Origin of the sequence: Mesorhizobium sp. M0185 (assembly GCF_040322175.1) — a bacterium.
Lineage (GTDB): Bacteria > Pseudomonadota > Alphaproteobacteria > Rhizobiales > Rhizobiaceae > Mesorhizobium.
The window spans coordinates 1-21,956 of record NZ_JAMYSY010000072.1 but is presented as its reverse complement, the minus strand read 5'-3'; the positions used below and the strand labels follow the sequence as shown (position 1 = coordinate 21,956).

The window sequence follows — 21,956 nt, the reverse complement described above, 5'->3', positions numbered from 1 at the left end:
TCGACCTCAACGCAAGCAACAGATAGGGTGGGAAACTGTTCGCGATGTCCTCGCACACCTGTTCGCGATGTCTCCGGTCCAAACAAAGGGGAGAAGGGGAGGCGCCGCGCCATCCCCTTTGGTTGGTCTCGAACGTCGGCCCTTATCTGAGGATTCCTTGGAGGTCGTCCCCAGGATTGGATAACGTCGCCCCATGCCGCATCAGCCCGTTGCGCCCACCAAACGTCGCTTCGCCCGCTCAATGCGACGCGAGCCGACGGAAGCGGAAGACCGCCTGTGGCACGAACTGCGCGGACGCAGACTCGACAGAATCAAATTTCGGCGTCAGGTCCCCGTCGGCAAATTCATCGCCGATTTCATTTGCGCCGAGGCCAGACTGATCGTCGAGATCGACGGCAGCCAGCATGCGGATTCGGACTATGACCGGGAGCGGGACGCCGAACTTAAGGCGAGGGGCTTTCGTGTACTGCGTTTCTGGAACGACGACGTGCTGCGGGATCTGAACGCCGTCTGTGACACCATCATCGCCTACGTACGGGACGAGAGCTTGCAGCCTTGGCGGTAATAGCGCGCTCTTCCCTTCTCCCCCTGACAAGGGGAGAAGGTGGATTGGCGCGCAGCGCCGAGACGGTTGAGGGGTGTTGGACGGAGTGCGTCGGTGCCAAGCTGGAGCACCCCTCATCCGACCGAGCTTCGCTCGGCCACCTTCTCCCACAAGGGGAGAAGGGAGAGGCGAACACGTCCCTCGCGGCTAGTCGCCGGCACGGATGATTTTGCCGCTGGTGGGGCTTAATTTTAAGCTACTTCAATTCGTGGGTGCTCACGCCAGTGAGGTTTTTCCTTCATTACTTTATGCGCAAAGGAAAAATCCTTCCTCCGTGCTGCGATAAATCTGTTAGCCCATTGTATTTGAAGAGCATTCAGAAAAATAAGGATGTCCTTGGATTTCGGCGCGTATTGAGAATCGACAAGCATTGCGATTTTCATTTTTGCCTGTTCTAGTCTTTCCTTCGCATCTAAAATCACTGACACACCGCTTTGAAGCGGAAGAGCGCCATCCACGAAAACCTTCAGTTGGATTTCACTTATTTTTTGCTCTGCCTTGGCACGTTCTTTATGAAAGCCGTCGATGATCGTAGGACACAAAAAACCTAGGACGAGATCCGAAGATATCGGTAAATAAATTTCGATCCCTGGTACACCTAGTCCAATATTTCCGTACGGTCCAAAGTCGTTGTAATTGTGCATTACGAGCGCATTGTCTGAGATGTATAATTCTCCGGCGCAACACTTTTTTAGCAAGATCAATTTCTTGGTTGTCAAGTGTCCTGCAATCTCATCCAATTTATCGAGGTTCATTTTAAGGAGACAAAATTTTTCATATTCTTCGTCCGAAAAATGCTCGGGAATGTCGTTCGTTTTCAGATCGGGGAACCGAAGTTTGACATCTTGAAATATGCCAGAGTAGCTTTGACGCGACGACTTCGAGCGAAGGTGCTGCACAACCACAAAACAACAGAGCGTTGCCAAATCCATGGGGCTTAAGGCAGATACGGTCTCGTTAGCTATTATGCTTTCAAGAACAGGTTTTGCTAGGTTCTCTACGTGGGTGAACTTGCTTTCGAAATCCAGGTAAAAATTACCTTTTAAGCGGACGACATTATAATCCGCTTCGCCCATAATATTGCGTGGGTTAGTTCGAAATTCTTTGCAGGTCGATTTGTCAAAGACATGACATTGTCCTTCTGCGCAAAAATTGCGCAGAAGGAATTGTGGAACATAGTGCTGGTTCTCACGCGGCATCGATCCTCAGCTACACCCGCTCGTGGCCCCGCACGTATCGCACTTCTCGCAAGTCCCGTTCCGCACCATCGTGAAATTGTGGCATTCCGAGCATTCGTTGCCGGTGTAGCCCTGCATGAGCGATTGCTGGCGCCGGTTGGCGGCGAGCGCTTTGGCTTCGGCTGCTTCTTTCGCGGCCTCGTCGGTGAACAGCTCCGTCGGGTCGGAGGCTTCCGCGTAGACGATGTCCTCGACCAGTTCCCTGGCGCGCTCCTCGTAGTCGCGCTTGTAGGCGATGGCTTCGTCGCTGGCCGGCTTCAGCGTCAGCACGTTGGAGCCGGAGAAGGCGGTCGGGGCGGTACGGGCTGGAGTTCCGGAGCCGGAACCCGCAAAGCCTTTCGGCTCGGCGCCCGACACCAGCTTGACCGGCGAGGCGCCGCGGGTCAGGCCCTTGGAGAAGGGCGTTGCCTTGCCTTCGTTGATGCCGCGCCCGAGCGCAGTCTTGTCGAAGTCCGACTGGTCGACATGGGCCAGGTCGTGGCGGCCGAGATAGGAGACGGCGAGTTCGCGGAAGACATAGTCGAGGATCGACGTGGCGTTCTTGATCGCGTCGTTGCCTTGCACCATGCCAGCCGGCTCGAATTTGGTGAAGGTGAAGGCCTCGACGAATTCCTCGAGCGGCACGCCATATTGCAGGCCGAGCGAGATGGCGATGGCGAAGTTGTTCATCATCGCCCGGAAGGCCGCACCTTCCTTGTGCATGTCGATGAAGATCTCGCCGATACGACCGTCATCAAACTCGCCAGTGCGCAGATAGACCTTGTGGCCGCCGACGACCGCCTTCTGGGTATAGCCCTTGCGGCGGTTCGGCAGCTTCTCGCGGTCACGGTAGAGACGCTCGACGACGCGCTCGACGATCTTCTCGGTCACCTGAACGGCGCGCTGTGCGGCCGGCGCCGCGATCAGCTGCTCGATGGCTTCGTCCTCGTCGTCTTCGACGTCGGCGAGCAGCGAGGCATTGAGCGGCTGCGACAGCTTCGAGCCGTCGCGATAGAGCGCGTTAGCCTTCAGCGCCAGCTTCCACGACAGCATGTAGGCGCCTTTGGCGTCTTCCACCGTCGCGTCGTTCGGCATGTTGATGGTCTTGGAAATGGCGCCGGAGATGAAGGGCTGCGCCGCCGCCATCATCATGATGTGGCTGTTGATCGACAGCGAACGCTTGCCGATCTTGCCGCACGGGCTGGCGCAGTCGAACACCGGCAGGTGTTCGGCCTTCAGGAACGGCGCGCCTTCCAGCGTCATCGCCCCGCAGACATGGATGTTGGCGGCCTCGATATCTTTCTTCGAAAAACCAAGCGCCGGCAGCATCTCGAATGAGAAATCGTTGAGCTGCTCGTCGGTGAAGCCGAACGTCTCCTTCACCCAGTCAGAGCCCAGCGTCCACTGGTTGAAGACGAACTTGATATCGAAGGCCGACTTCAATGCCGCATTGAGCGCGGCGATCTTTTCGTCGGTAAAGCCTTTTGCCTTGAGCGAGCCAGGATTGATGCCCGGCGCCTGGTTGAGATTGCCGTGGCCGACCGCATAGGCCTCGATCTCGGCGATCTGGCTCTCGGAATAGCCGAGCGTGCGCAACGCTTCCGGCACGGCGCGGTTGATGATCTTGAAATAGCCGCCACCGGCGAGCTTCTTGAATTTTACCAGCGCGAAGTCGGGCTCGATGCCGGTGGTATCGCAATCCATCACCAGGCCGATCGTGCCGGTCGGGGCGATCACCGTTGCCTGCGCGTTGCGGTAGCCATGCTCCTCGCCGAGCTCGATGGCGCGGTCCCAGGCGGCCTTGGCACGTTCGGCAAGCTCCTGCTGCCTGAGATCCGAGGCGACCAGCGGCACCGGATTGACGGCGAGCTTCTCGTAGCCGTCCCTTTCGCCATACGCCGCGCGGCGGTGATTGCGCATGACGCGCAGCATGTTCTGCGCGTTGCGGTCGTAGTCGGGGAAGGCGCCGAGCTCGGCGGCCATTTCGGCCGAAGTGGCATAGGCGGTGCCGGTCATGATCGCGGTGAGGGCGGCGCAGATGGCGCGGCCCTCGTCGGAATCATAGGGAATGCCCGAGGTCATCAGCAGGCCGCCGATATTGGCGTAGCCGAGGCCGAGCGTGCGGTATTCGTAGGAAAGCTTGGCGATCTCCTTCGACGGGAACTGCGCCATCATGACGGAGATTTCCAGCACCATGGTCCACAGCCGAACCGTGTGCTCGTAGGCTGATATGTCGATGGTTCCGTCGGCGTTGCGGTAGGGCAGAAGGTTGATCGAGGCCAGATTGCAGGCGGTGTCGTCGAGGAACATGTATTCCGAGCACGGGTTGGACGCCCGGATCGCACCGGCCGAGGCGCAGGTGTGCCAGTCGTTCATCGTCGTGTTGAAATGCAGGCCCGGATCGGCCGACGCCCAGGCGGCATAGCCGATCTTTTCCCAGAGATCGCGCGCCTTCAGCGTCTTCAGCACCTTGCCGTCCTTGCGGGCGGTGAGATGCCAGTCGCCGTCCTGCTCGACGGCGCGCAGGAAATCGTCCTTCAGCGACACCGAATTGTTGGAGTTCTGGCCGGAAACCGTGAGATAGGCATCCGAATCCCAGTCGGTGTCGTAGGTCTTGAACGACATCGAGGTGTAGCCCTGCCTGGCGAACTGGATGACGCGGTAGATGTAGTTCTCCGGCACCGCGTCCTTCTTGGCCGCCTTGATCTCGCGCTTCAGCGCGGTGTTGACCGCCGGGTCGAAGCAGTCGTCGCCATTGCCTTCGCAGTTGATACAGGCCTTCATGATCGCTTCGAGATGCTTCTTGACGATCTTCGAGCCGGTAACCAGCGAGGCGACCTTCTGCTCCTCATTGACCTTCCAGTCGATGAATTCCTCGATATCGGGATGATCAGCGTCGACGATGACCATTTTCGCGGCGCGACGCGTGGTGCCGCCCGACTTGATGGCGCCCGCCGCGCGGTCGCCGATCTTGAGGAAACTCATCAGCCCCGACGAGCGGCCGCCGCCCGACAGCTTTTCGCCTTCACCGCGCAGGAACGAGAAGTTGGAGCCGGTGCCGGAACCGTATTTGAACAGGCGCGCCTCACGCACCCACAGGTCCATGATGCCGCCCTCATTGACGAGGTCGTCCTGCACGCCCTGGATGAAGCAGGCATGCGGCTGCGGATGCTCGTAGGAAGACTTCGACTTGGTCAGCTTGCCGGTGAACGGGTCGACATAGAAATGACCCTGGCTCGGACCGTCGATGCCATAGGCCCAGTGCAGGCCGGTGTTGAACCATTGCGGCGAGTTCGGCGCGACGCGCTGGGTGGCCAGCATATAGGCGAGCTCGTCGCGGAAGGCGCGCGCGTCTTCCTCCGACTTGAAGTAGCCGCCCTTCCAGCCCCAATAGGTCCAGGTACCGGCAAGCCGGTCGAAGACCTGGCGGGCGTCGGTCTCGGAACCGTAGCGCTCGGCTTCCGGCAGCTTGGCCAGTTCAGCCTCGTCGGCGACCGAGCGCCACAGGAAGGAGGGGACTTGCGTCTCTTCGACCTTCTTCAGCCGTGCCGGGACGCCAGCCTTGCGGAAATATTTCTGCGCCAGGATATCGGCGGCAACCTGGGAGAACTGCGCCGGCACGTCGATGTTGTCCAAGCGGAACACCACCGAGCCATCCGGATTCTTGATCTCCGAAAGCGCCTTGCGGAATTCGATCTCCGCATAAGCTGATTGCCCTGGCTTGGTGAAACGACGCTCGATGCGCATTGGTCCGGTCCCTTTTGTCTACATATAGCGCTTTTCCCAGAGGATTTCTGCCCTCTTGGCGAAACGCGCATGTCCGCCGTCTGCCGGCGTTCGAAAACCGCCGGCTCTCATCTTCACAGTCTCCGCCGCCGTGCCGGTCAAACCTCTTGCGAGGCCGCTGTCCAACGCGCTGACGGACCCTGTGGGTCCCTCAAAACTGAAAACTTTTTGTAACGCCCTCGATCGAGGGAAATTCACATTATCTAGCGTCGAACCTACCTGCAAACACCAAATATAGTATTAACAGACAATTTATTCAAGTCCGACAATCCTCCCCTTTCGCCCCCCAAGGCTTCAAAATCCCACGCCTTCGCCGGCCTCGTAAACAGGCGGGAATGCGGCTCAAAACGCACATATTCCGGGAAAAAGACCGGCCTCGAAACTTTTCCGGTCGCACTCTCAACAGGAGCGCATGGCCTATAAAAGGCGACTCGTTTTGCGGCGTCAAGGATTCGTTTGCGTAGCTTTTATGACCCCACATCTTGTGTGTCACACATGTGGATAACGGGGATAGAAGCGGAGCGCAAGGAAGGGTCGGCTCTGGGTGGAGGCGCTTCGGCAACGACGTTCACAGCACCTGAGCGATAGGCTATGCGCGACTGAGACTCAGGAGAACTGATGCGGATCCGCGCAGAAATGGGCGATGATCTGGCTGAGGTCGGGTTCGTTGACCATGCGCACAGCCTCGGCGGCGCTGACCCATTTGCGGCTGCGTGCCCGCTTTTCCTTCCACCGGTCGGCGACCTTGTCGACCTGCAGCGGGAACACCAGGACCTCGCACGGCACTTCCTCGCCGGTAGCCAGCAGCTTGGCATAGAAATAGCGGCCGGCCTCGTGATGCGAGATTGTGCCGCTCAGGCCGGCCTCCTCGCCGGCTTCGCGTGCCGCCGCTTCGCAAAGCGGCTCCTTCGCTTCCGGCCAGCCCTTGGGAAGCACCCAACGGCCGGTATCGCGGCTGGTGATCAGCATGATTTCCACGCCGTCGCCGCTATCGCGCCAAGGCAACGCTGCAACCTGAAGGCGGTACGGCACCGCGCCGAAGAGTCGCCGGACCCTTTCGGCCTTGTGGTTGTGCGTCGTTGGCCTCGTCAACATCGGAGAAGCTTGCCCCAGCTTCCAGAATCATTTGCCGTCTCACGAATCTTACGGCTAATTATAAGCAATGAAAGTAAAAAATGTTTCACGGATCGGCCAGATTCCGTCAATCTGCGCCGATCTCAGCCTAATGGCGCGACTGCAGCAGCGTCGCGCCACGCCTTTATCGGTGTGCGGAGGTCCCCTGGGCGGACTCGGTGCATCAAGCGGCGTTGCCGCGAATCAGCCGGCGTGATCGTCGGCGATCGGCTTCTGGTAGGTGAAGCCCATGTCCCAGGGGAAATAGATCCAGGTGTCCTGGCTGACCTCGGTAACGAAAGTGTCCACCATCGGCCTGCCTTTCGGCTTGGCATAGACGGTGGCGAAATGCGCCTTAGGCATCATCGCGCGCACGATGCCCGCCGTCTTGCCGGTGTCGGTGAGGTCGTCGATGATCAGCACGCCGGCCCCGTCATCGGCGAGCAGCGCCGGCGTGACCTCCTTCAGCACCTGCAATTGCCCCTGGCTGGTATAATCGTGGTAGGAGGCGACGCAGACCGTCTCGATGATGCGGATGCCAAGTTCGCGCGAAATGATAGCCGCCGGAACCAGGCCGCCGCGCGTGATGCAGACGATCGCCTTCCATTGCCCCTTGTTGGCGCCGGCAAGCCGCCAGGCGAGCGCGCGCGCATCGCGGTGGAACTGGTCCCAGGAGACCGGGAAGGCTTTTTCGGGCAGGGACATCTTTCGCGCACTCCGCAAAGCGCGCATCGCGCGCAGACACTATGGAATGCGCGCGGAATTAACTGGAAAGGCTTGGCCTTGGCAAGGGCGCGGCAAAGCTATTGTCCTGCCAGCTATCCCTGTGAACCTACCGCGACAGGAAAGCCGCCACCGGGGCGGTGCGCAGCACCGTTCGCGTCACCCCGCCGAACAGCAGCTGGCGCAGCCAGGAATGGCTGTAGGCGCCGAGCACGAGCAGGTCCGCACCCGACTCGGCGACCCTGGTCTGAATGATGTCGTCGACCGAGGCGCCGCCGGACCTCAGCACCGAGACGCTGACGGTCGCGCCATGCCTGGACAGCGAGGCGGCGATCTCGGCGCCGGCTGTTTCCGGCGCCTCGTCCAGCGTATCTGGCGGGTCGATGACGACGATGTCCGTCTTCTCGGCCTCGATGATGAAGGGCAGGGCATCGAAGGCCGCGCGCGCGGCTTCCTTGCTGCCGTTCCAGGCGAGCAGCACGTGCTTGAAGCTAGTGACGAGCGGACCCGAATGCGGCACCACCAGCACCGGCCGGCCGGCATCGTAGACCAGCGTGTCGACGTCGGCGCTCGGATCGCTGCCCGATTCGCGCTGCGCGGCGATGATCAGGTCCGCGGTGCGAACGGTCGAGATGCCGGTCAGCGCACTGTCGCCGGAAAAACTCTCGAGACTGCGCCACTCGAACGACAGGCCGGAATTCTCGATGCGCTTGTGAAAGGCGGCCTGCAACTTCTCGGCGCGCTCCCGGTTCATATCGGCGGAAACCTGCAGGAACTCGGTGTCCGGAAAGCCGGTAGCCGAGGTGTAGGGCACGGGCAGCGCCTCGGCATGGATGCCGATCAGATGGCTCTGGAACCGGCCGGCCAGCGGGATCGCGCAGTCGAGGACGCGCTCGGCATCCTGTTCGTTCTGTAGTATGGCGACGATGGTCTTGAAGCGCATGGCAGTCCCTCACTTCTTACGGCGATCCCATCCGTGACAAACGTCACTGCGCGATGCTGGTTCCGTCAGGCCGGCCGATCAGCCCACTCGGCTTGCCTTGATCAAGCCCGCCACCATAGCCTCTACGTCTGCGCGTGCGGAGTCCAGCGCCTGCTGGCTGCGGGCGCGCACCACCAGTTCCGTCCAGAACTTGCCGTCGCCATATTTCGGGTAGGAGCCGATGATCGTGTCCGGATGCGCCTTCTGGATGTCGCCCAGCGGCCCGCCGATCAGGCCTTCGCCGAACGGGCATTCCACGGTTGCCGACAGCATTTTGGTGCCGGCTCGCAATGTCGGCACGACATTGTCGAGCATCGCCTGGAAAATCGCCGGCACGCCGGCCATGACATGGACGTTGCCAATGCGAAAGCCCGGTGCAACCGACACTGGATTATCGATGTGGTCTGCCCCGCGCGGCATCCGCGCCATGCGCTTGCGCGCTTCGGTGTATTCGATGCCGCGGGCGGCGTAGCTTGCCTCCAGCAGGGCGTAGGCCTTGGCGTCGTATTCGCATGGCACGCCAAAGGCCTTGGCAACCGAATCGGCGGTGATGTCGTCATGCGTCGGGCCGATGCCGCCGGTGGTGAAGACATAAGTATAGCGGGTGCGCAGCGCATTCACCGCAGCGACGATCTCGTCTTCTTCGTCGGGAACGATGCGGACTTCCTTCAGGTCGATGCCGATCGCCGTCATGATGTCGGCGAGGTGGCCGATGTTCTTGTCCTTGGTGCGGCCGGACAGAATCTCGTCGCCGATGACGAGCATGGCGGCGGTGACGATTTCGGTCATGACTGGCTCCGGCAAACGGGTCGCCTGAGATAGCGCGGCAAACGGCCGGCGGCAATGCCGCCAAACGACGGATCTACCTGTGCCACCTCCCTTGCAGTACACCCGTTGGCGGGTGATGCTGCGTGCCGGTTTGGAGCCCTGAGCAAGACATGCCGGCATCGATTCTGCTATGGCTACCCGGCGCGCTGTTTCTGCTGGCGCTCGTCGTGGCAGCCTATCCGATGCTGGCGACGCTACGGATCGCGGCGAAGGCCGAAAGGCTGGTGCCGGCCAGTGGCAAATTCATCGAGATCGACGGCAACCGCATCCATTATGTCGAGACGGGCGAGGGGCGGCCGATCGTCTTCCTGCACGGCCTCGGCGCGCAGCTTCATCAATTCGGCCACACGCTGTTCGGACGGTTCGGCCCGAACTATCGGCTGATCGCGCTCGACCGTCCGGGCTCCGGCTATTCGGTGCGGGCCAGGGGCGCCAGCGGACGGCTGTCCGAGCAGGCCGAGGTCGTGCGGCATTTTATCGACGCGCTTGGGCTGGAAAAGCCTCTGGTCGTCGGTCATTCGCTGGGTGGCGCCATCGCGCTGACGCTGGCTATCGAGCATCCCACGGCGATTTCCGGTATCGCCTTGCTGGCACCGCTGACCCATCTGGAGCCGGACGCGCGCGAGAAGTTCGGCCCGCTATATGTCAAGTCGCCGCTGCGGCGCCGGATCATGGCTTATACGGTGGCGATCCCGGCGGCTCTCAAATATGCCGAAGCGACGCTTGCCTTCATTTTCGCGCCGCAGACGGCGCCGGCCGACTATATGGTCGAGGGCGGCGGCTGGTGCGGGCTGAGGCCAAGCCATTTCTATGCAACGTCGACCGATGTCGTGGCCATCGAGCATGACCTTGGCCGCATCGAGCAACGCTATCGCGAGATCACCATGCCGGCCGGCATTCTGTTTGGTGCTTCCGACCGCGTGCTGGGCATCGATATCCACGGCTGGCCGGTGATGGAAAAGATCAGGGGGCTCGATTTCGAGGCTGTCGAGGGGCTTGGCCACATGCCGCAATTCGTCGAGCGGGAACGGGTCGTCGCTTTCATAGAACGCATTGCCGACCGCGCATTTGCGCCGAAGTCCGACACCGGCAGCTGACACCCTTCCGGAACGCGGTCTCGGCCGGCAGGGTGCCTACCCCAGGCATTCCCGGCCGCCGGGAATACCTCCGAACCCAATCACGATGCTGGCTATTCCTTCACGGCTCCGGTCATCGAGGAAACATAGTGCTCGACAAAGAACGAATAGAGCACCACGACCGGCAGCGAGCCGATCAGCGCTCCCGCCATCAGCGCCCCCCATTCATAGACGTCCGAGCGCACCAGCTCGGTGAGCACGCCGACCGGCACAGTCTTGTTTTCGGACGACTGGATGAAGGTCAGGGCGTAGATGAACTCGTTCCATGACAGCGTGAATGCGAAGATGCCGGCGGAAATCAGGCCCGGCACCGATAGCGGCAGCACGATCTTGGTGAGGATCTGCCAACGGCTCGCCCCGTCGATCAGCGCGCATTCTTCCAGCTCGAACGGGATCGAGCGGAAATAACCCATCAACAGCCATGTGCAGAACGGGATCAGGAAGGTCGGATAGGTGAGGATGAGCGCGAACGGCGTGTCGTAAAGTCCAAGGTTGAACACCATCACAGACAGCGGAATGAACAGGATCGACGGCGGCACGAGATAGGCGAGGAACACCGCGAGGCCGACCTGCCGCGCCCCGGAGAACCTCAAGCGTTCGATCGCATAGGCAGCGAACACGGCAGCCAGCAGCGACAGGAACGTGGCGGCGGTCGAGATGATGATCGTGTTGAGCAGCCAGCCCGGATAAGACGTCTCGAAGAGCAGGTAGCGGATATGCTCGAGCGTCGGATGCACCACCCAGAACGGATTGAAATTGGCGTAGTCGGTCATCTCGAGGTTGGGCTTAACCGCCGTGATCGTCATCCAGTAGAACGGAAACAACAGCACGATGACGAAGATCAGCAACGGCAGGTAGACCGTCACCACGCGCCGCGGCAAACTCTGCAGGTAGCCCATGCCGCCTTCGTCGAGTTCCGGGCGTTTGCTCGTTTCGATCGCGGTCATGTCAATCTCCGCCGCCCTGCTGCCATTTGCGACGCTGCAGGCCAAAATAGCTGAACAGGATCGCCGCCAGCAGGAACGGGATCATGGCAACTGCGATCGCGGCGCCTTCGCCAAGCTGGCCTCCGGAAATGCCGCGCTGGAACGACAGCGTCGCCATCAGATGCGTGGCGTTCACCGGCCCGCCGCGCGTCAGCACATAAATCAGCTGGAAGTCGGTGAAGGTGAACAGCACCGAAAACGTCATGGTGATGGCGATGATCGGCGTCAGCAGCGGCAGCGTCACATAGCGGAACAATTGCCAGCGGCTGGCGCCGTCGAGCGTGGCGGCCTCGTAGAGCGACTGCGGAATCGTCTGCAGGCCGGCAAGCAGCGTGATCGCCACGAAAGGAATGCCGCGCCAGACATTGGCGGCGATGACCGAAGCCCGCGCATTCTCGGGATCGCCGAGGAAGTTGATGCGATGGTCGATCAGGCCCATTTCCATAAGCGCCCAGGACAGGATCGAGAATTGCGAATCGTAGATCCACCAGAAGGCGATCGCCGACAGCACCGTCGGCACCACCCAGGGCAGCAGGACGATCGCGCGGAAGAACGACTTGAACGGCAGGTTCTGGTTGAGGATAAGCGCCAGCCACAGGCCGAGCGCAAACTTCAGGACCGAGGCGCTGATCGTGTAGAGCAAGGTGTTGAAGACCGAGAGCCAGAAGACGGCGTCATCCCACAGATATTCGTAGTTCTCGATACCGATGAAGATGCCGGGGCGGCCGATGCGGGCATCGGTGAAGCCGAGCCAGACGCCGAGCCCGAGCGGATAGGTCAGGAAGACCAGTAGCAGCGCCGCCGCCGGCAGCATGAAGCCGAAGCCAAGCGCGTTATGACTTTCGGACACGAACGTCATAATGCGCGACAGCGCCGACCGGCGTGGCTGAGCGGCAGTGGAGGTCACGGCCATGGGTCGGCTCCTCTAAGGTCTCATTGAACGGCGGGCGGCCATGCGCGATTCGAAGCCGGGCAGCATGGCTGCCCGGCTGAACCCGGCTCAAACGCGATAGTAGCGGTTTGCGCGCTTCTCGGCCTCTTCCATCGCTTCTTGCGGTGTCGCCTGGCCTGTCACCGCCTTGGCGAACATGTCGACCAGCACATAGTCGGCCATGGTCGCTGCCGAGGCATAGCCAAGCGGGCCGGCATAGCCGTTGGGCCGCAGCGTCGCCGAGGCCTTGGCGTAGGCGGCATTGTTCGGATCGGCCGTCCACACCGGGTTGTTGTCGAAGGCTTTGAGCGTCTGGCAGCAATAGCCTGCCGACGACGTGATCCACTGCGACATTTGCGGATCCTCGAACATGAACTGCAGGTAGGCCTTGGCGGCGTTGGGATAGGGCGTGTAGTCGAAGATCACGGCCGTGGTCACCTGGAACAGCTCGACGGATTTCCCGACCGGGCCGATCGGCAGGTTGGTGGTGCGAATGTCCTTGGCTATTTCAGCCAGCTTCGGATCATTGTCCTTGTTGATCTTGGCCGTGTTGTACGCGGAAATCCCATTGGCGATGACACTGACTTCGCCGGCCAGGAAGGCGCGGTTGTTGTTGACGTCGAGCCAGCTTTCGGTGCCGGGAATGAAGGTCTTGTAGAGTTGCTGCGCGTATTCGATCGCCTTGAGCGTCTCCGGGCTGTTGATCGTTACCTTTCCGCTCTCGTCGACCATCTGGCCGCCGTGGCTCCACAGCAGCCAGTGAGCGTAGTTGTTGCCGTCGCCGACGCCGTGGCCGTGCGTGAAGCCGGCCGGATGTCCCTTCGCCTGCAGCGCCTTGCAAAGTTCGAGCAAGCCTTGAGTCTCCTTGGGAAACTCCGAAAAACCCGCTTCTTTCACCCAGCTCTCGCGGTAGACGATGGCATTGCCGATGGTGGCGAGAGGCAGGCCGAGGAATTTGCCCTCCCGCGTCGCATACTGGTGCGGTCCGTCGTACCAGCCGCCATATTTCGAGCCGAGATATTCACCCAATTCCGTCACGTCGTGCAGCTTGTCGGGATATTGATGCGGGTCGTCGAACCAGACCAACATGAGATCCGGGCCGGAGCCGACATTGGCGGCGACCGCCGCCTTGGGGCGGATGTCCTCCCAGCTTTCCTTGTCGACGCGAACCTCGACACCGGTCGCTTCGGTGAAGCGCTTGGTGTTGGCCAGCCATTGGTCCTCGTCGCCCTTCACGAAAGGCGACCAGCGCAACAGCCTGAGCTTGGCGCCGTCCTCGGGCTTGTATTTCAACCCCTCCTGGGCAAAGGCGGGAGAGCCGATGAGCCGGCTTCCCAAGGCTCCCGCCGCCGCACCGGCGGTGGTGCGGATCACGTCGCGTCTGGTGAATTTCATGCTCGCTTCCTCCTGCTTATTGTCATTGCCGTCCTACTGCTCGATGGGTGTTTCGAACCGCTGTCCGGTTTTGCCGTGAAAGAGATGGATGAGGCCAGGCTCGGCCGTAAGCCGGATGGTTTCGCCTGGCGTGAAGGAATGGCGTTCGCGGAAATTTGCGACGATCTCCTCGCCGCCGGCGGTGCGGCCGATGAGCTGCACTTCGGACCCTGTCGGCTCGACCACCACGACGGTGACCGGAATGCCCTGATGGTCGGACAGCCGTAAATGCTCGGGCCGTATCCCCAGCACGACCGGCTCACCATTGCCGATGGAAAGTGCCGAGGCCAACGGGACCGAAATCCCGCCGGCGCCGCGAAATGACGGCGAGCCGTCGCTTACGATCTCGCCCCTGAGCATGTTCATGGCGGGCGAGCCGATGAAACTGGCGACAAACAGATTGTTCGGCCGGTCGTACAGCTCGAGCGGCGGCCCGATCTGCTCGACGATGCCGTCATGCATGACGACGATCTTGTCGGCCATGGTCATCGCCTCGATCTGGTCGTGGGTGACGTAGACCGTCGTCGTCTTCAGGCGCTGGTGCAGTTCCTTGATCTCGGCGCGCATCTGCACCCGGAGCTTGGCATCGAGATTGGACAGCGGCTCGTCGAACAGGAAAACCTGCGGATCGCGCACGATCGCCCGGCCCATGGCAACGCGCTGGCGCTGGCCGCCGGAAAGCTGGCGCGGATAACGGTCGAGCAGCGGCACCAGTCCCAGGATTTCGGCCGCGCGCCGCACGCCGGCATCGCTCTCCGTCTTGGGAACGCCCTTGAGCATCAGCGAGAACGCCATGTTCTCGGCGACCGTCATATGCGGGTAGAGCGCATAGTTCTGGAAGACCATGGCGACGTCGCGCTCCTTTGGCGCAACGTTGTTGACGACACGTTTGCCGATCGCGATCTGGCCGCGCGAGATCTTTTCCAGGCCGGCGATCATCCTGAGAAGGGTCGACTTTCCGCAACCCGAAGGACCGACCAGCGTGACGAACTCGCCGTCGTCTATATCGACGCTGACCCCGTGCAGGACCTCGACGGTCCCAAATGATTTGTAGACATCGCCGATCGCGACAGACGCCATCGATCTCCTCCCGATTGATTCCCGCAACGACTTCGAAGGAAACCGCTTTCCTGCCTGGCCCGCGACGGCGCCCAGGCTCCTCCCCGGTCACGCGCGATGTGAGACGGTAGCGCTACCAAACCGACCTGTAAAGCACGCCGGCATCACCTGGATATCGGCACACTCTAATCCGAAACCTCGGTCTGCGGCCGGTCGCGGCCGTCGGCGAGCTCGTCATGCCATTTGCCGTCGGCGTCCTCGTACTGGATGCCGTCGGTGTTGCCGGCGACCTGCTGTTCGGCGGAAGCGATCTCGGCGGCGCGCAACGCGTCCTGATGGGTGGGGAACGTTTCGGAGAATGTCGAGCCGACCTTGTAGGCCCAGCCTCCGTCATGCTCGACGATCTTGTAGGTCAGTTTCGCCATGAAACCCTCCGGTTGAAAGCCCGTTGCCTCAATGCAGCCTGTCGTCGGCCAGTCTGTCGTCTGGCAGCCTGTCGTCTGCGACCAGCACGTCCGATTCCCTGGCGGCTTCGATCAGTGCCCGGCGCGCATCCGCCGTCGAACGATAACCTTCCAGCACTTTTAGGCAAGTGTCGAGGGCATCACGATGACGCGGCCCGCGGTTGAGTGGCCAGATCGTCATCAGGCACTCCGCCGCCTCCTGGGCGCTGCGGATCTGCCGATATTTGCCGACATGGCCGAGTTCAACCACGACCGGCTTTTCAAATGGCTTGCTGTCCATCATCGCCGCCAACGCTGAGCGGCCGATTTGGTTGCAACTGCTTTTTAGCTCAGGCGAAAATAGCTCAATAGCCGCAGTCGTTGCGCAGCCAGCGTGCATTCGCCCAGCCGGTGCGGCCGCCGAAATCGACCTTGTACCAGTTTCCGCGGCGGTCGAAGATCTCGGTTTGGTCGCCGTTGAACAATTGCCCGACCATGCGCGACGACGAGTTCGGCCGGGCCCGAACGGCGAGAAAGCCGCTTCCCGTCGCTAGATTGTAGTGCCTGGAAAGTCCGTGCACCGTGCCTTCGCAATATTGCGCCCCGGCCGGCGTCGATGAGGCGAACGACAGCCCGGCCACAACCGCGGAGGTGGCCGCAATGGAAATCCCCCTGAACGACATGTCTCTGCTCCCCCAACCCGCCGCGCCCAGCCGCGGCCCCCGGCCACTCTACACCGGCAGAGGATCAATGCGAAGCTGTGCTGGCCGGTCCAGCGAGACGAACCCGTCATCAGTTCGCCGCTTTCATCCAATGCTGCATCGTCGTCACCGAGCGGGCAAGCTGTGGCGCCGGGTGGATTTCTTCGCCGAAGGTGGCCGCGGCGCGCCAGCCCCAGCGCGGATCGGCAAGAAAGGCGCGCGCCAGCGCCACCATGTCGGCGCGGCCGTCGGCGACGATCGCCTCGGCCTGTTTCGGATCGTCGATCAGGCCGACGGCCCGTGTCGGGATGCCGACGGCCTTGCGCACCGCTTCGGCCAGATGCACCTGGTAGCCCGGGCCGGTCGGCAGCTTCTGCAACGGCGAGTTGCCGCCGCTCGAGCAGCAGAGATAGGCGACGCCGGCTTCCTTCAGCGCCTTTGCCACTTCGATCGCATCCTCGACCCCGAAGCCGCCATCGACCCATTCCTTGATCGACAGGCGCGCGCCCAGCATCAGCCTGGGCACCGCCTTCTTCACCGCCTTGGCGATCTCGACGGCGAAACGCATGCGGTTTTCCAGCGAGCCGCCCCAGCGGTCGGTGCGCCGGTTGGAGAGCGGCGACAGGAACTGGAAGATCAGATAGCCATGCGCGGCATGCAGCTCGATGAAGTCGAAGCCGGCGCGCTCGGCCCGCCGTGCCGCTTCTGCGAAGCGTTCGATGATTTGCAGGATCTCGTCGTCCTCCAGCGCCCGCGGCACCTGCCAGCCGGTGTCGTAGGCGATCGCCGAGGCCGATACGATCGGCCACGGGTCCTGATCGGCGTGCAGCGGGCCGCCGCCGTCCCAGGGTTTGCGGTTCGAGGCCTTGCGGCCGGCATGGGCAAGCTGCGTGCCGAATTTCGTGCCCGGTGCGGCGACACGCTTGGCTGCATCCAGCGTGCGTCGCGCGGCCGCCTCGTTGTCCTCGGAATAGAGGCCGAGACAGCCATGCGAGATGCGGCCGCGCCGTTCGACATCGGTCATCTCGACGGTGACCATGCCGGCGCCCGACATCGCCAGGTTCATCCAGTGATAGAGGTGCCAATCGCTGGCCGAGCCGTCCTCGGCCGAATACTGGCACATCGGCGCGACCGCGATGCGGTTGGGGAAGGTCAGGCCGTCGAGGGTGATCGGCTGGAAAAGCGATGAGGTCATAAAAAACTCCGGAAAGGGTTGCCGCTATTTATGCAGCCGATTGTGCCAGCGCCAGACACGAGACGGTGAACCGGTGCTCTGGACCAATTGGTGGCCCGATTGCACGAACCGCCGTTCGCGGCTACGCCTTGCCGCGGCAGCAGGGAGTCCACCATGGAAGATCGCATTCGCATCCGCTCTGAGGAAGTCCTTTCCGACGAGTGGGCGGTTTTGAAAAAGACCGTCTTCGACTATCGCCGGCGCGACGGAAAATGGGAAACGCATACCCGTCAGACCTACGATCGCGGCGACGGCGCGGTGATCCTGCCTTTCGATCCCGACCGCTCGACGGTGCTTCTGGTGCGGCAGTTCCGCTACCCGGCCTACGTCACCGGCCACAAGGAGCCGCTGATCGAGGCCTGCGCCGGCCTGCTCGACGAAGACGATCCCGAAACCTGCATCCGCAAGGAGGCCGAGGAGGAACTCGGCTACCGCCTGAAGGACGTGCAGCGGCTGTTTTCGCCCTATATGAGCCCCGGCAGCGTCACTGAGCGGCTCTGGTTTTTCGTCGCCCGCTATTCGCCCGCCGACCGCATTTCCGACGGCGGCGGCGCGCATGACGAAGGCGAAGACATCGAGGTTTTGGAAATGCCGCTAGACGAGGCACTGGCCGGCATCCACGACGGTCGCATCATCGACGCCAAGACGATTATCCTGATCCAGCACCTGCAGCTGAACCCGATCGGAGGGTGAGCCATGCCGGAAGCTGCACCCTGCGAGGAAGCGCCCGGCCGGAACCCCTTCCACCAGGCCGACTTGCGGGGCTGGGACAAGGCGACGCTGGTTGCGGCTGGAGGCCTGGAGGCTGAACAAACTTCTTTTGCCGGCGCGATCGGCGAGGCTCCACTGGGGCAGAGGTCTTATCGCCCGATCGTTACGCCCGTTAGCCTTCGTCCTTGAGGTCCGCTTCATAGTCCTGCCCGCCGTAATAGACGCCGAGGACGGCGATGGTGTCGGCTTCGGCCGTGAAGGCAATGCTGACGCGGCGGCGGTAGCCTAGAACGCGGAGGCCGGGACGAATATCGTCGCGGCGCGTTCCGCGCTCGGGAAACGGCTCGAACGCGTGGCAATAGGCCACGATGCCGCCAACGAACGATTCCGCACGGGCTGTGGAGGAATATTCCTCTATGTAGCGATACAGCGCATCCAACTGGCGCTCCGCTTGCGCGGAAAATACAACCGTGCGCGTCATTCCTTATTGGCATCATCGCGTCGCGCGGCGGCGCGGTCGCGGATACGCAGCATGACCTGCTCAGCAGGGATGGCGCTGGACGGATTCGCCTTGTACTCGTCGTAGCTCTGGGCGACTTCCTCGCGCAGCCAGCGTTCAACGGCGGCGTCGCGGTCGAGCAGCGCGCGCACGCCCTCGCGCAGCACTTCGCTGACGGAGGCGTAGGCGCCGGATTCGACCTTGCGCGCGACGGCCTCGGCCATGTCGCGCGGGAGGGTGATACTTATCGGCTGGGTGGTTCGCATGGGCGGACTCCTTTTCCACCATATAGCAGCCGATGTGACAAAATCATATCGAAATTGCTGGCGATGCGCGCGACCGATACCGCCGCCCTTGCCTGAGTGCGCTTTGGAAGCTGGCAAACGAACATGCGGACACCGGATACGCATATCGCAGATCCCGCATCGGCTCGCCGGCTCCTGGTCGAGAAATGGCATGTGGCAGCCTGTATTCGGCGAGTTCACGCTCTTGCTTAATGCATGTCGCGCAAAAGTGTGCAGCGGTTTTGCGATAACGACATGCATAAAAACAAGAACCTAAAGCGCGTCGCATGAGGCCGATCGAACGCGACACGCTTTAGGCCGCAATGGCGCCGATGTTGCTGGTGCGGACGACGGGTATCGAACCCGTACGATCAGAGATCGAGGGATTTTATGTCCGTTGCGAGGCTTGGTGTGGGCGACGGGATTTGAACCCGTAAGTGCTTGAAACACCGGCAGATTTTAAGTCTGCTGCGTATACCAGTTCCGCCACGCCCACCTCCCACATTGTGGGGAAATCCCACCGGTCTCCCACATGGTTTCCCACACGGTCGGCTTAGGATTTGCCGTTCACTACCACGAGCCTCGGAGCCGCGCCACCTTCGAGCGCGGTCAGGTTGTCGAGCAAGTGATTGGGTGCGAGGTGGGCGTAGTTCAGGTGGTCTGGGTCGACTTGTGGCCCATCCAGATTTGGACGCGCCGGATGTCGATGCCACGGATGATCTGCCACGAGCAGCACGTATGCCGCGTCGTGTAGACCACGGTGTCGGACAGCCCTGGGATGTGTTCGCGGATGCTGCGCCACACCTCTATGACCTCCCACTTGCCGATGTCGCAGAGGTCGCTGTGCTGCATCAGACGGTGGATGCCCTTGCGGTTCTGAGTCATCAGGCGACTGCCGGGAGATCGTGGTCGTGATGCGTAATTGGGTTGGCTGGACTAGCTTTGAAGGCGATGTCCTAAACACCGTCCTCTCCTACTCCAATGCGGGCGCCTAGTTTCCGCAAGTTGAGATCAGCAAGGCGCCTCGCAGCGCCCTTGAACGTGGTGTCCATGATGTTTTTCTGTGTTTTTGTGGAGGGCAGGCTTTTCTTGGCCACGACTTATGAATAGTAGAAGGTAACGAGCGCTATAGTTCGGCGATCTCTAATATTAGGAGTATATGATTTGTGGTGGTCAAGGTTCAAAAGAGGTTTTGCAGGAACATGGGAGGATAGACTGGACGGGATATTCTCATTGGAGATCGACTATGCTGGGAAATCCATTCTCGATGTTGGCTGCAATATGGGTGTTGTCGCCTATGAGATATCCAAGCTGAAACCCAGCTCGATCCACGGGATCGACGTTGCCAAGCCGCATATCGAGACTGCAAAGATGTTGTTGAGTGGCTCCCCGGTGCATGCCCGGTTCGATCGCCTGAATCTTGGCAGCCGGCGCCTCGGCAATATCCTCTTACCGAAATACGATATCGTCCTGCTGCTGGCCGTCTACCAGCACATGCAGCGCAACATCGGCCCAGGCAAGGCGCGAAGGGTGCTTTCCAATATTGTGAGGCGCACCTCGAACGTCGTTGCCCGCGTTCCGCCTGGAACGGATGGCGAATTCATCGAAACGCTTTCTGACGAGGGGTTCAAGGTTAAGAGCACTCACACATCACCTCTTGGCAGTCATGTGCTGGTGCTTGAGAAACCGCCTCACGCACCTCTAGGGATTGTGCTGATTTAATTCGATTTCCTCTTCTGGAACCACCCTTGGCGTAGTTGTCTAACTCGTCGTCGGTGCCGGCCTGCAGATTGATATGGATTGGTTTGGTCATGAACGTCTGTTCTCCTTTTCCCACACGATTTCCCACAACGGCGGGTTTCCCACAAAATCCGCTGCACGAGTGGAGAGCTTAAAATGAAATGCAAACCCCGGCGCAAACCGGGGAATTACAAGCGTTGAGGGGTTAGTTGCGAGGGTGCAACGGACTAGAACGGGATTTTAAGTCCCTTGCGTCTACCAATTCCGCCACGTCCGCAGGCCAGTCCTGTTCAGATGCCGGGCAGGGGCCGTCAAGCCGTCTTCTGCCGTCGACAAATCTGGCACTGGAAGCTAGCGAGGCCGATCACCTACAGTGATACAAACAAAATCGTTTCACCTGGAAATGTTTTTAGCGGCAGCTTCCGCGGCTACCGCGAATGCGCGTCCCCCGTTCGCAGGATGCGTTCGGGCGCTCTGCCCTGATAGACTCCAATTGGCAAGTGGATCGGCGCGCCGATACTCGACGCCGTCCTCTACAGACATTGGGAGATTGTCATGCTCAAGCTTGCCTCTGCCCTGGCACTGCTGGTTGTTGGGACGGCGTCTCTGTTTGCCGATGAGATGCCGATGAACGCCAAAGACATCAAATGGGGTCCTGCTCCAGCTGTCATTCCCGCTGGCGCGGAAATGGCTGTTGTCGCTGGAGACCCCTCAAAGGAGGGCGCCTATGTGCTGCGGTTGAAGACACCCGCCGGCTACAAAATTGCCGCACATAATCATCCCACCACGGAATACGTAACGGTGCTTTCCGGCAACTTCCATATTGGAATGGGCGATAAGCTCGACGAGGCGAAAGGTGTCGAACTGACTGCTGGCGGCTTCGGCGTCGCGCCGGCCGGAATGAATCACTTCGCCTGGACGACAAGCGATACGATCATCCAGGTTCATGGCGAGGGGCCATTCAAGATCACCTACGTCAACCCGGCAGACGATCCAAGCAAGAAGTGACAGTTCGGGATCGAATTGAGTGAACCGGCCGAAGGCTCGAACGATGGAGTGCGTCAAACTCCGCGACCGTCGATTCAGAAGGATCCTCTAACGAGACGAAAGCTGATTGGCCGCAACGGAATCGTATTCCGCCTGGGCCATTTGCCATGAATGGCGCAATAACAAAAAACCCGCCTCGGGAGGACGGGTCGTTGGAGCCAATTGGCACCATACCCAAGTTAGTAGCATAGCTGCCGGCACAAAGCAAGAACAAAGTTGCTGCGGCCGGCACAAAATGCCCTTGACGATTGGCGAAAGCCATGGCGCATCGATCTCCCTCCTTGAGGGGAAGATGGCCGGCAGGCCAGAGGGGGTCGTCGCGCGTCGAGCGCCAGCCTGTTTTGTTCGCGGTAAAGGTTCGCGTCAGGACGTCCCGACCCCTCTGTCGCCTTCGGCGACATCTCCCCCTCGAGGGCACTAGGGCGTATACACATCTTGCTGCGACGGATTGACTCGGTTGTGACGTGTCGGATTCCGCCGGCGTGTGCTGTATGATTC

Annotated in this window: 22 protein-coding genes and 1 tRNA gene; 5 read left to right on the top strand and 18 right to left on the bottom strand. The window is 61.1% G+C overall.

The genetic code is table 11. From position 1 onward, the window contains the following. The first annotated feature begins 193 nt into the window (after nucleotides 1-193). On the top strand, nucleotides 194-565 hold the full coding sequence (locus NKJ20_RS31530) for an endonuclease domain-containing protein (protein ID WP_352614081.1): 372 nt from the start codon (nucleotides 194-196) through the stop codon (nucleotides 563-565). A 230-nt stretch (nucleotides 566-795) separates the two neighbouring features. Here NKJ20_RS31530 and NKJ20_RS31525 read toward each other — a convergent pair whose 3' ends face one another. The 6 genes from NKJ20_RS31525 to NKJ20_RS31500 form a co-directional block, all read right to left on the bottom strand. After that, on the bottom strand, nucleotides 796-1,803 hold the full coding sequence (locus NKJ20_RS31525) for a DUF4238 domain-containing protein (protein WP_352749391.1): 1,008 nt from the start codon (nucleotides 1,801-1,803) through the stop codon (nucleotides 796-798). Between the two features lie 6 nt (nucleotides 1,804-1,809). Continuing rightward, nucleotides 1,810-5,568: a vitamin B12-dependent ribonucleotide reductase gene (locus NKJ20_RS31520; RefSeq protein WP_352453489.1), complete on the bottom strand. Its 3,759-nt coding sequence runs from the start codon at nucleotides 5,566-5,568 to the stop codon at nucleotides 1,810-1,812. A 645-nt stretch (nucleotides 5,569-6,213) separates the two neighbouring features. Next, nucleotides 6,214-6,702 (bottom strand): NUDIX hydrolase, encoded by a 489-nt coding sequence (locus tag NKJ20_RS31515; RefSeq protein WP_352749389.1) that lies wholly within the window; start codon nucleotides 6,700-6,702, stop codon nucleotides 6,214-6,216. Nucleotides 6,703-6,924: 222 nt separating this feature from the next. Continuing rightward, nucleotides 6,925-7,425, bottom strand: coding sequence for a xanthine phosphoribosyltransferase (gpt, locus tag NKJ20_RS31510; RefSeq protein ID WP_023674762.1), 501 nt, complete (start codon nucleotides 7,423-7,425; stop codon nucleotides 6,925-6,927). A gap of 127 nt (nucleotides 7,426-7,552) precedes the next feature. Next, nucleotides 7,553-8,386, bottom strand: coding sequence for a universal stress protein (locus NKJ20_RS31505; protein WP_352699960.1), 834 nt, complete (start codon nucleotides 8,384-8,386; stop codon nucleotides 7,553-7,555). A gap of 78 nt (nucleotides 8,387-8,464) precedes the next feature. Next, nucleotides 8,465-9,214, bottom strand: a complete 750-nt coding sequence (locus NKJ20_RS31500) for a competence/damage-inducible protein A (RefSeq protein WP_352748193.1) — start codon at nucleotides 9,212-9,214, stop codon at nucleotides 8,465-8,467. 149 nt (nucleotides 9,215-9,363) lie between these two features. Between NKJ20_RS31500 and NKJ20_RS31495 the strand changes: the two genes are divergently transcribed. Continuing rightward, the gene (locus tag NKJ20_RS31495; protein ID WP_352749386.1) at nucleotides 9,364-10,350 is read left to right on the top strand and encodes an alpha/beta fold hydrolase; all 987 of its coding nucleotides are present in this window, start codon (nucleotides 9,364-9,366) and stop codon (nucleotides 10,348-10,350) included. 92 nt (nucleotides 10,351-10,442) lie between these two features. Here the strand turns inward: NKJ20_RS31495 and NKJ20_RS31490 are convergent, their stop codons facing one another. From NKJ20_RS31490 to NKJ20_RS31455, 8 genes are all read right to left on the bottom strand, one after another. Further along, nucleotides 10,443-11,336, bottom strand: coding sequence for a carbohydrate ABC transporter permease (locus tag NKJ20_RS31490; RefSeq protein WP_023674766.1), 894 nt, complete (start codon nucleotides 11,334-11,336; stop codon nucleotides 10,443-10,445). Between the two features lies 1 nt (nucleotide 11,337). Next, entirely contained in the window at nucleotides 11,338-12,234 is an 897-nt protein-coding gene (locus tag NKJ20_RS31485) for a carbohydrate ABC transporter permease (protein ID WP_352453492.1), read from the bottom strand. Between the two features lie 141 nt (nucleotides 12,235-12,375). Continuing rightward, nucleotides 12,376-13,701, bottom strand: coding sequence for an ABC transporter substrate-binding protein (locus NKJ20_RS31480; RefSeq protein ID WP_352749383.1), 1,326 nt, complete (start codon nucleotides 13,699-13,701; stop codon nucleotides 12,376-12,378). Nucleotides 13,702-13,734: 33 nt separating this feature from the next. Continuing rightward, nucleotides 13,735-14,820 carry an ABC transporter ATP-binding protein gene (locus NKJ20_RS31475; protein WP_352749380.1) on the bottom strand — a complete coding sequence of 362 codons (1,086 nt, stop codon included), beginning with the start codon at nucleotides 14,818-14,820 and terminating at the stop codon, nucleotides 13,735-13,737. A 164-nt stretch (nucleotides 14,821-14,984) separates the two neighbouring features. Further along, the gene (locus NKJ20_RS31470) at nucleotides 14,985-15,224 is read right to left on the bottom strand and encodes a DUF2188 domain-containing protein (RefSeq protein WP_023674770.1); all 240 of its coding nucleotides are present in this window, start codon (nucleotides 15,222-15,224) and stop codon (nucleotides 14,985-14,987) included. 28 nt (nucleotides 15,225-15,252) lie between these two features. After that, the gene (locus tag NKJ20_RS31465) at nucleotides 15,253-15,546 is read right to left on the bottom strand and encodes a DUF982 domain-containing protein (RefSeq protein ID WP_352749379.1); all 294 of its coding nucleotides are present in this window, start codon (nucleotides 15,544-15,546) and stop codon (nucleotides 15,253-15,255) included. 61 nt (nucleotides 15,547-15,607) lie between these two features. Then, on the bottom strand, nucleotides 15,608-15,925 hold the full coding sequence (locus tag NKJ20_RS31460; RefSeq protein ID WP_352749376.1) for an SH3 domain-containing protein: 318 nt from the start codon (nucleotides 15,923-15,925) through the stop codon (nucleotides 15,608-15,610). Between the two features lie 109 nt (nucleotides 15,926-16,034). Next, on the bottom strand, nucleotides 16,035-17,138 hold the full coding sequence (locus NKJ20_RS31455) for an NADH:flavin oxidoreductase/NADH oxidase (RefSeq protein ID WP_352749373.1): 1,104 nt from the start codon (nucleotides 17,136-17,138) through the stop codon (nucleotides 16,035-16,037). Nucleotides 17,139-17,291: 153 nt separating this feature from the next. Here NKJ20_RS31455 and NKJ20_RS31450 point away from each other — a divergent pair, with 153 nt between their 5' ends. After that, complete coding sequence (locus NKJ20_RS31450) at nucleotides 17,292-17,870, top strand: NUDIX domain-containing protein (protein WP_352749371.1); 579 nt, start codon at nucleotides 17,292-17,294, stop codon at nucleotides 17,868-17,870. A 190-nt stretch (nucleotides 17,871-18,060) separates the two neighbouring features. On the opposite strand, the gene NKJ20_RS31445 is transcribed toward NKJ20_RS31450, so the two are convergent. The 4 genes from NKJ20_RS31445 to NKJ20_RS31430 all read right to left on the bottom strand — a co-directional run bounded on the left by NKJ20_RS31445 (nucleotide 18,061) and on the right by NKJ20_RS31430 (nucleotide 19,556). After that, on the bottom strand, nucleotides 18,061-18,369 hold the full coding sequence (locus NKJ20_RS31445) for a type II toxin-antitoxin system RelE/ParE family toxin (RefSeq protein ID WP_352749368.1): 309 nt from the start codon (nucleotides 18,367-18,369) through the stop codon (nucleotides 18,061-18,063). After that, complete coding sequence (locus NKJ20_RS31440) at nucleotides 18,366-18,653, bottom strand: ribbon-helix-helix domain-containing protein (RefSeq protein ID WP_352748173.1); 288 nt, start codon at nucleotides 18,651-18,653, stop codon at nucleotides 18,366-18,368. Before NKJ20_RS31440 ends, NKJ20_RS31445 begins: the two co-directional genes overlap by 4 nt. A gap of 425 nt (nucleotides 18,654-19,078) precedes the next feature. Beyond that, nucleotides 19,079-19,167, bottom strand: a tRNA-Leu gene (locus NKJ20_RS31435). Between the two features lie 155 nt (nucleotides 19,168-19,322). Then, entirely contained in the window at nucleotides 19,323-19,556 is a 234-nt protein-coding gene (locus NKJ20_RS31430; RefSeq protein ID WP_352748171.1) for a site-specific integrase, read from the bottom strand. Nucleotides 19,557-19,904: 348 nt separating this feature from the next. Here NKJ20_RS31430 and NKJ20_RS31425 point away from each other — a divergent pair, with 348 nt between their 5' ends. Together NKJ20_RS31425 and NKJ20_RS31420 are read left to right on the top strand one after the other, a co-directional pair. Further along, nucleotides 19,905-20,393, top strand: a complete 489-nt coding sequence (locus tag NKJ20_RS31425) for a class I SAM-dependent methyltransferase (RefSeq protein WP_352453478.1) — start codon at nucleotides 19,905-19,907, stop codon at nucleotides 20,391-20,393. 573 nt (nucleotides 20,394-20,966) lie between these two features. Beyond that, nucleotides 20,967-21,419: a cupin domain-containing protein gene (locus NKJ20_RS31420; RefSeq protein ID WP_352453477.1), complete on the top strand. Its 453-nt coding sequence runs from the start codon at nucleotides 20,967-20,969 to the stop codon at nucleotides 21,417-21,419. The last annotated feature ends 537 nt before the right edge of the window (nucleotides 21,420-21,956 follow it).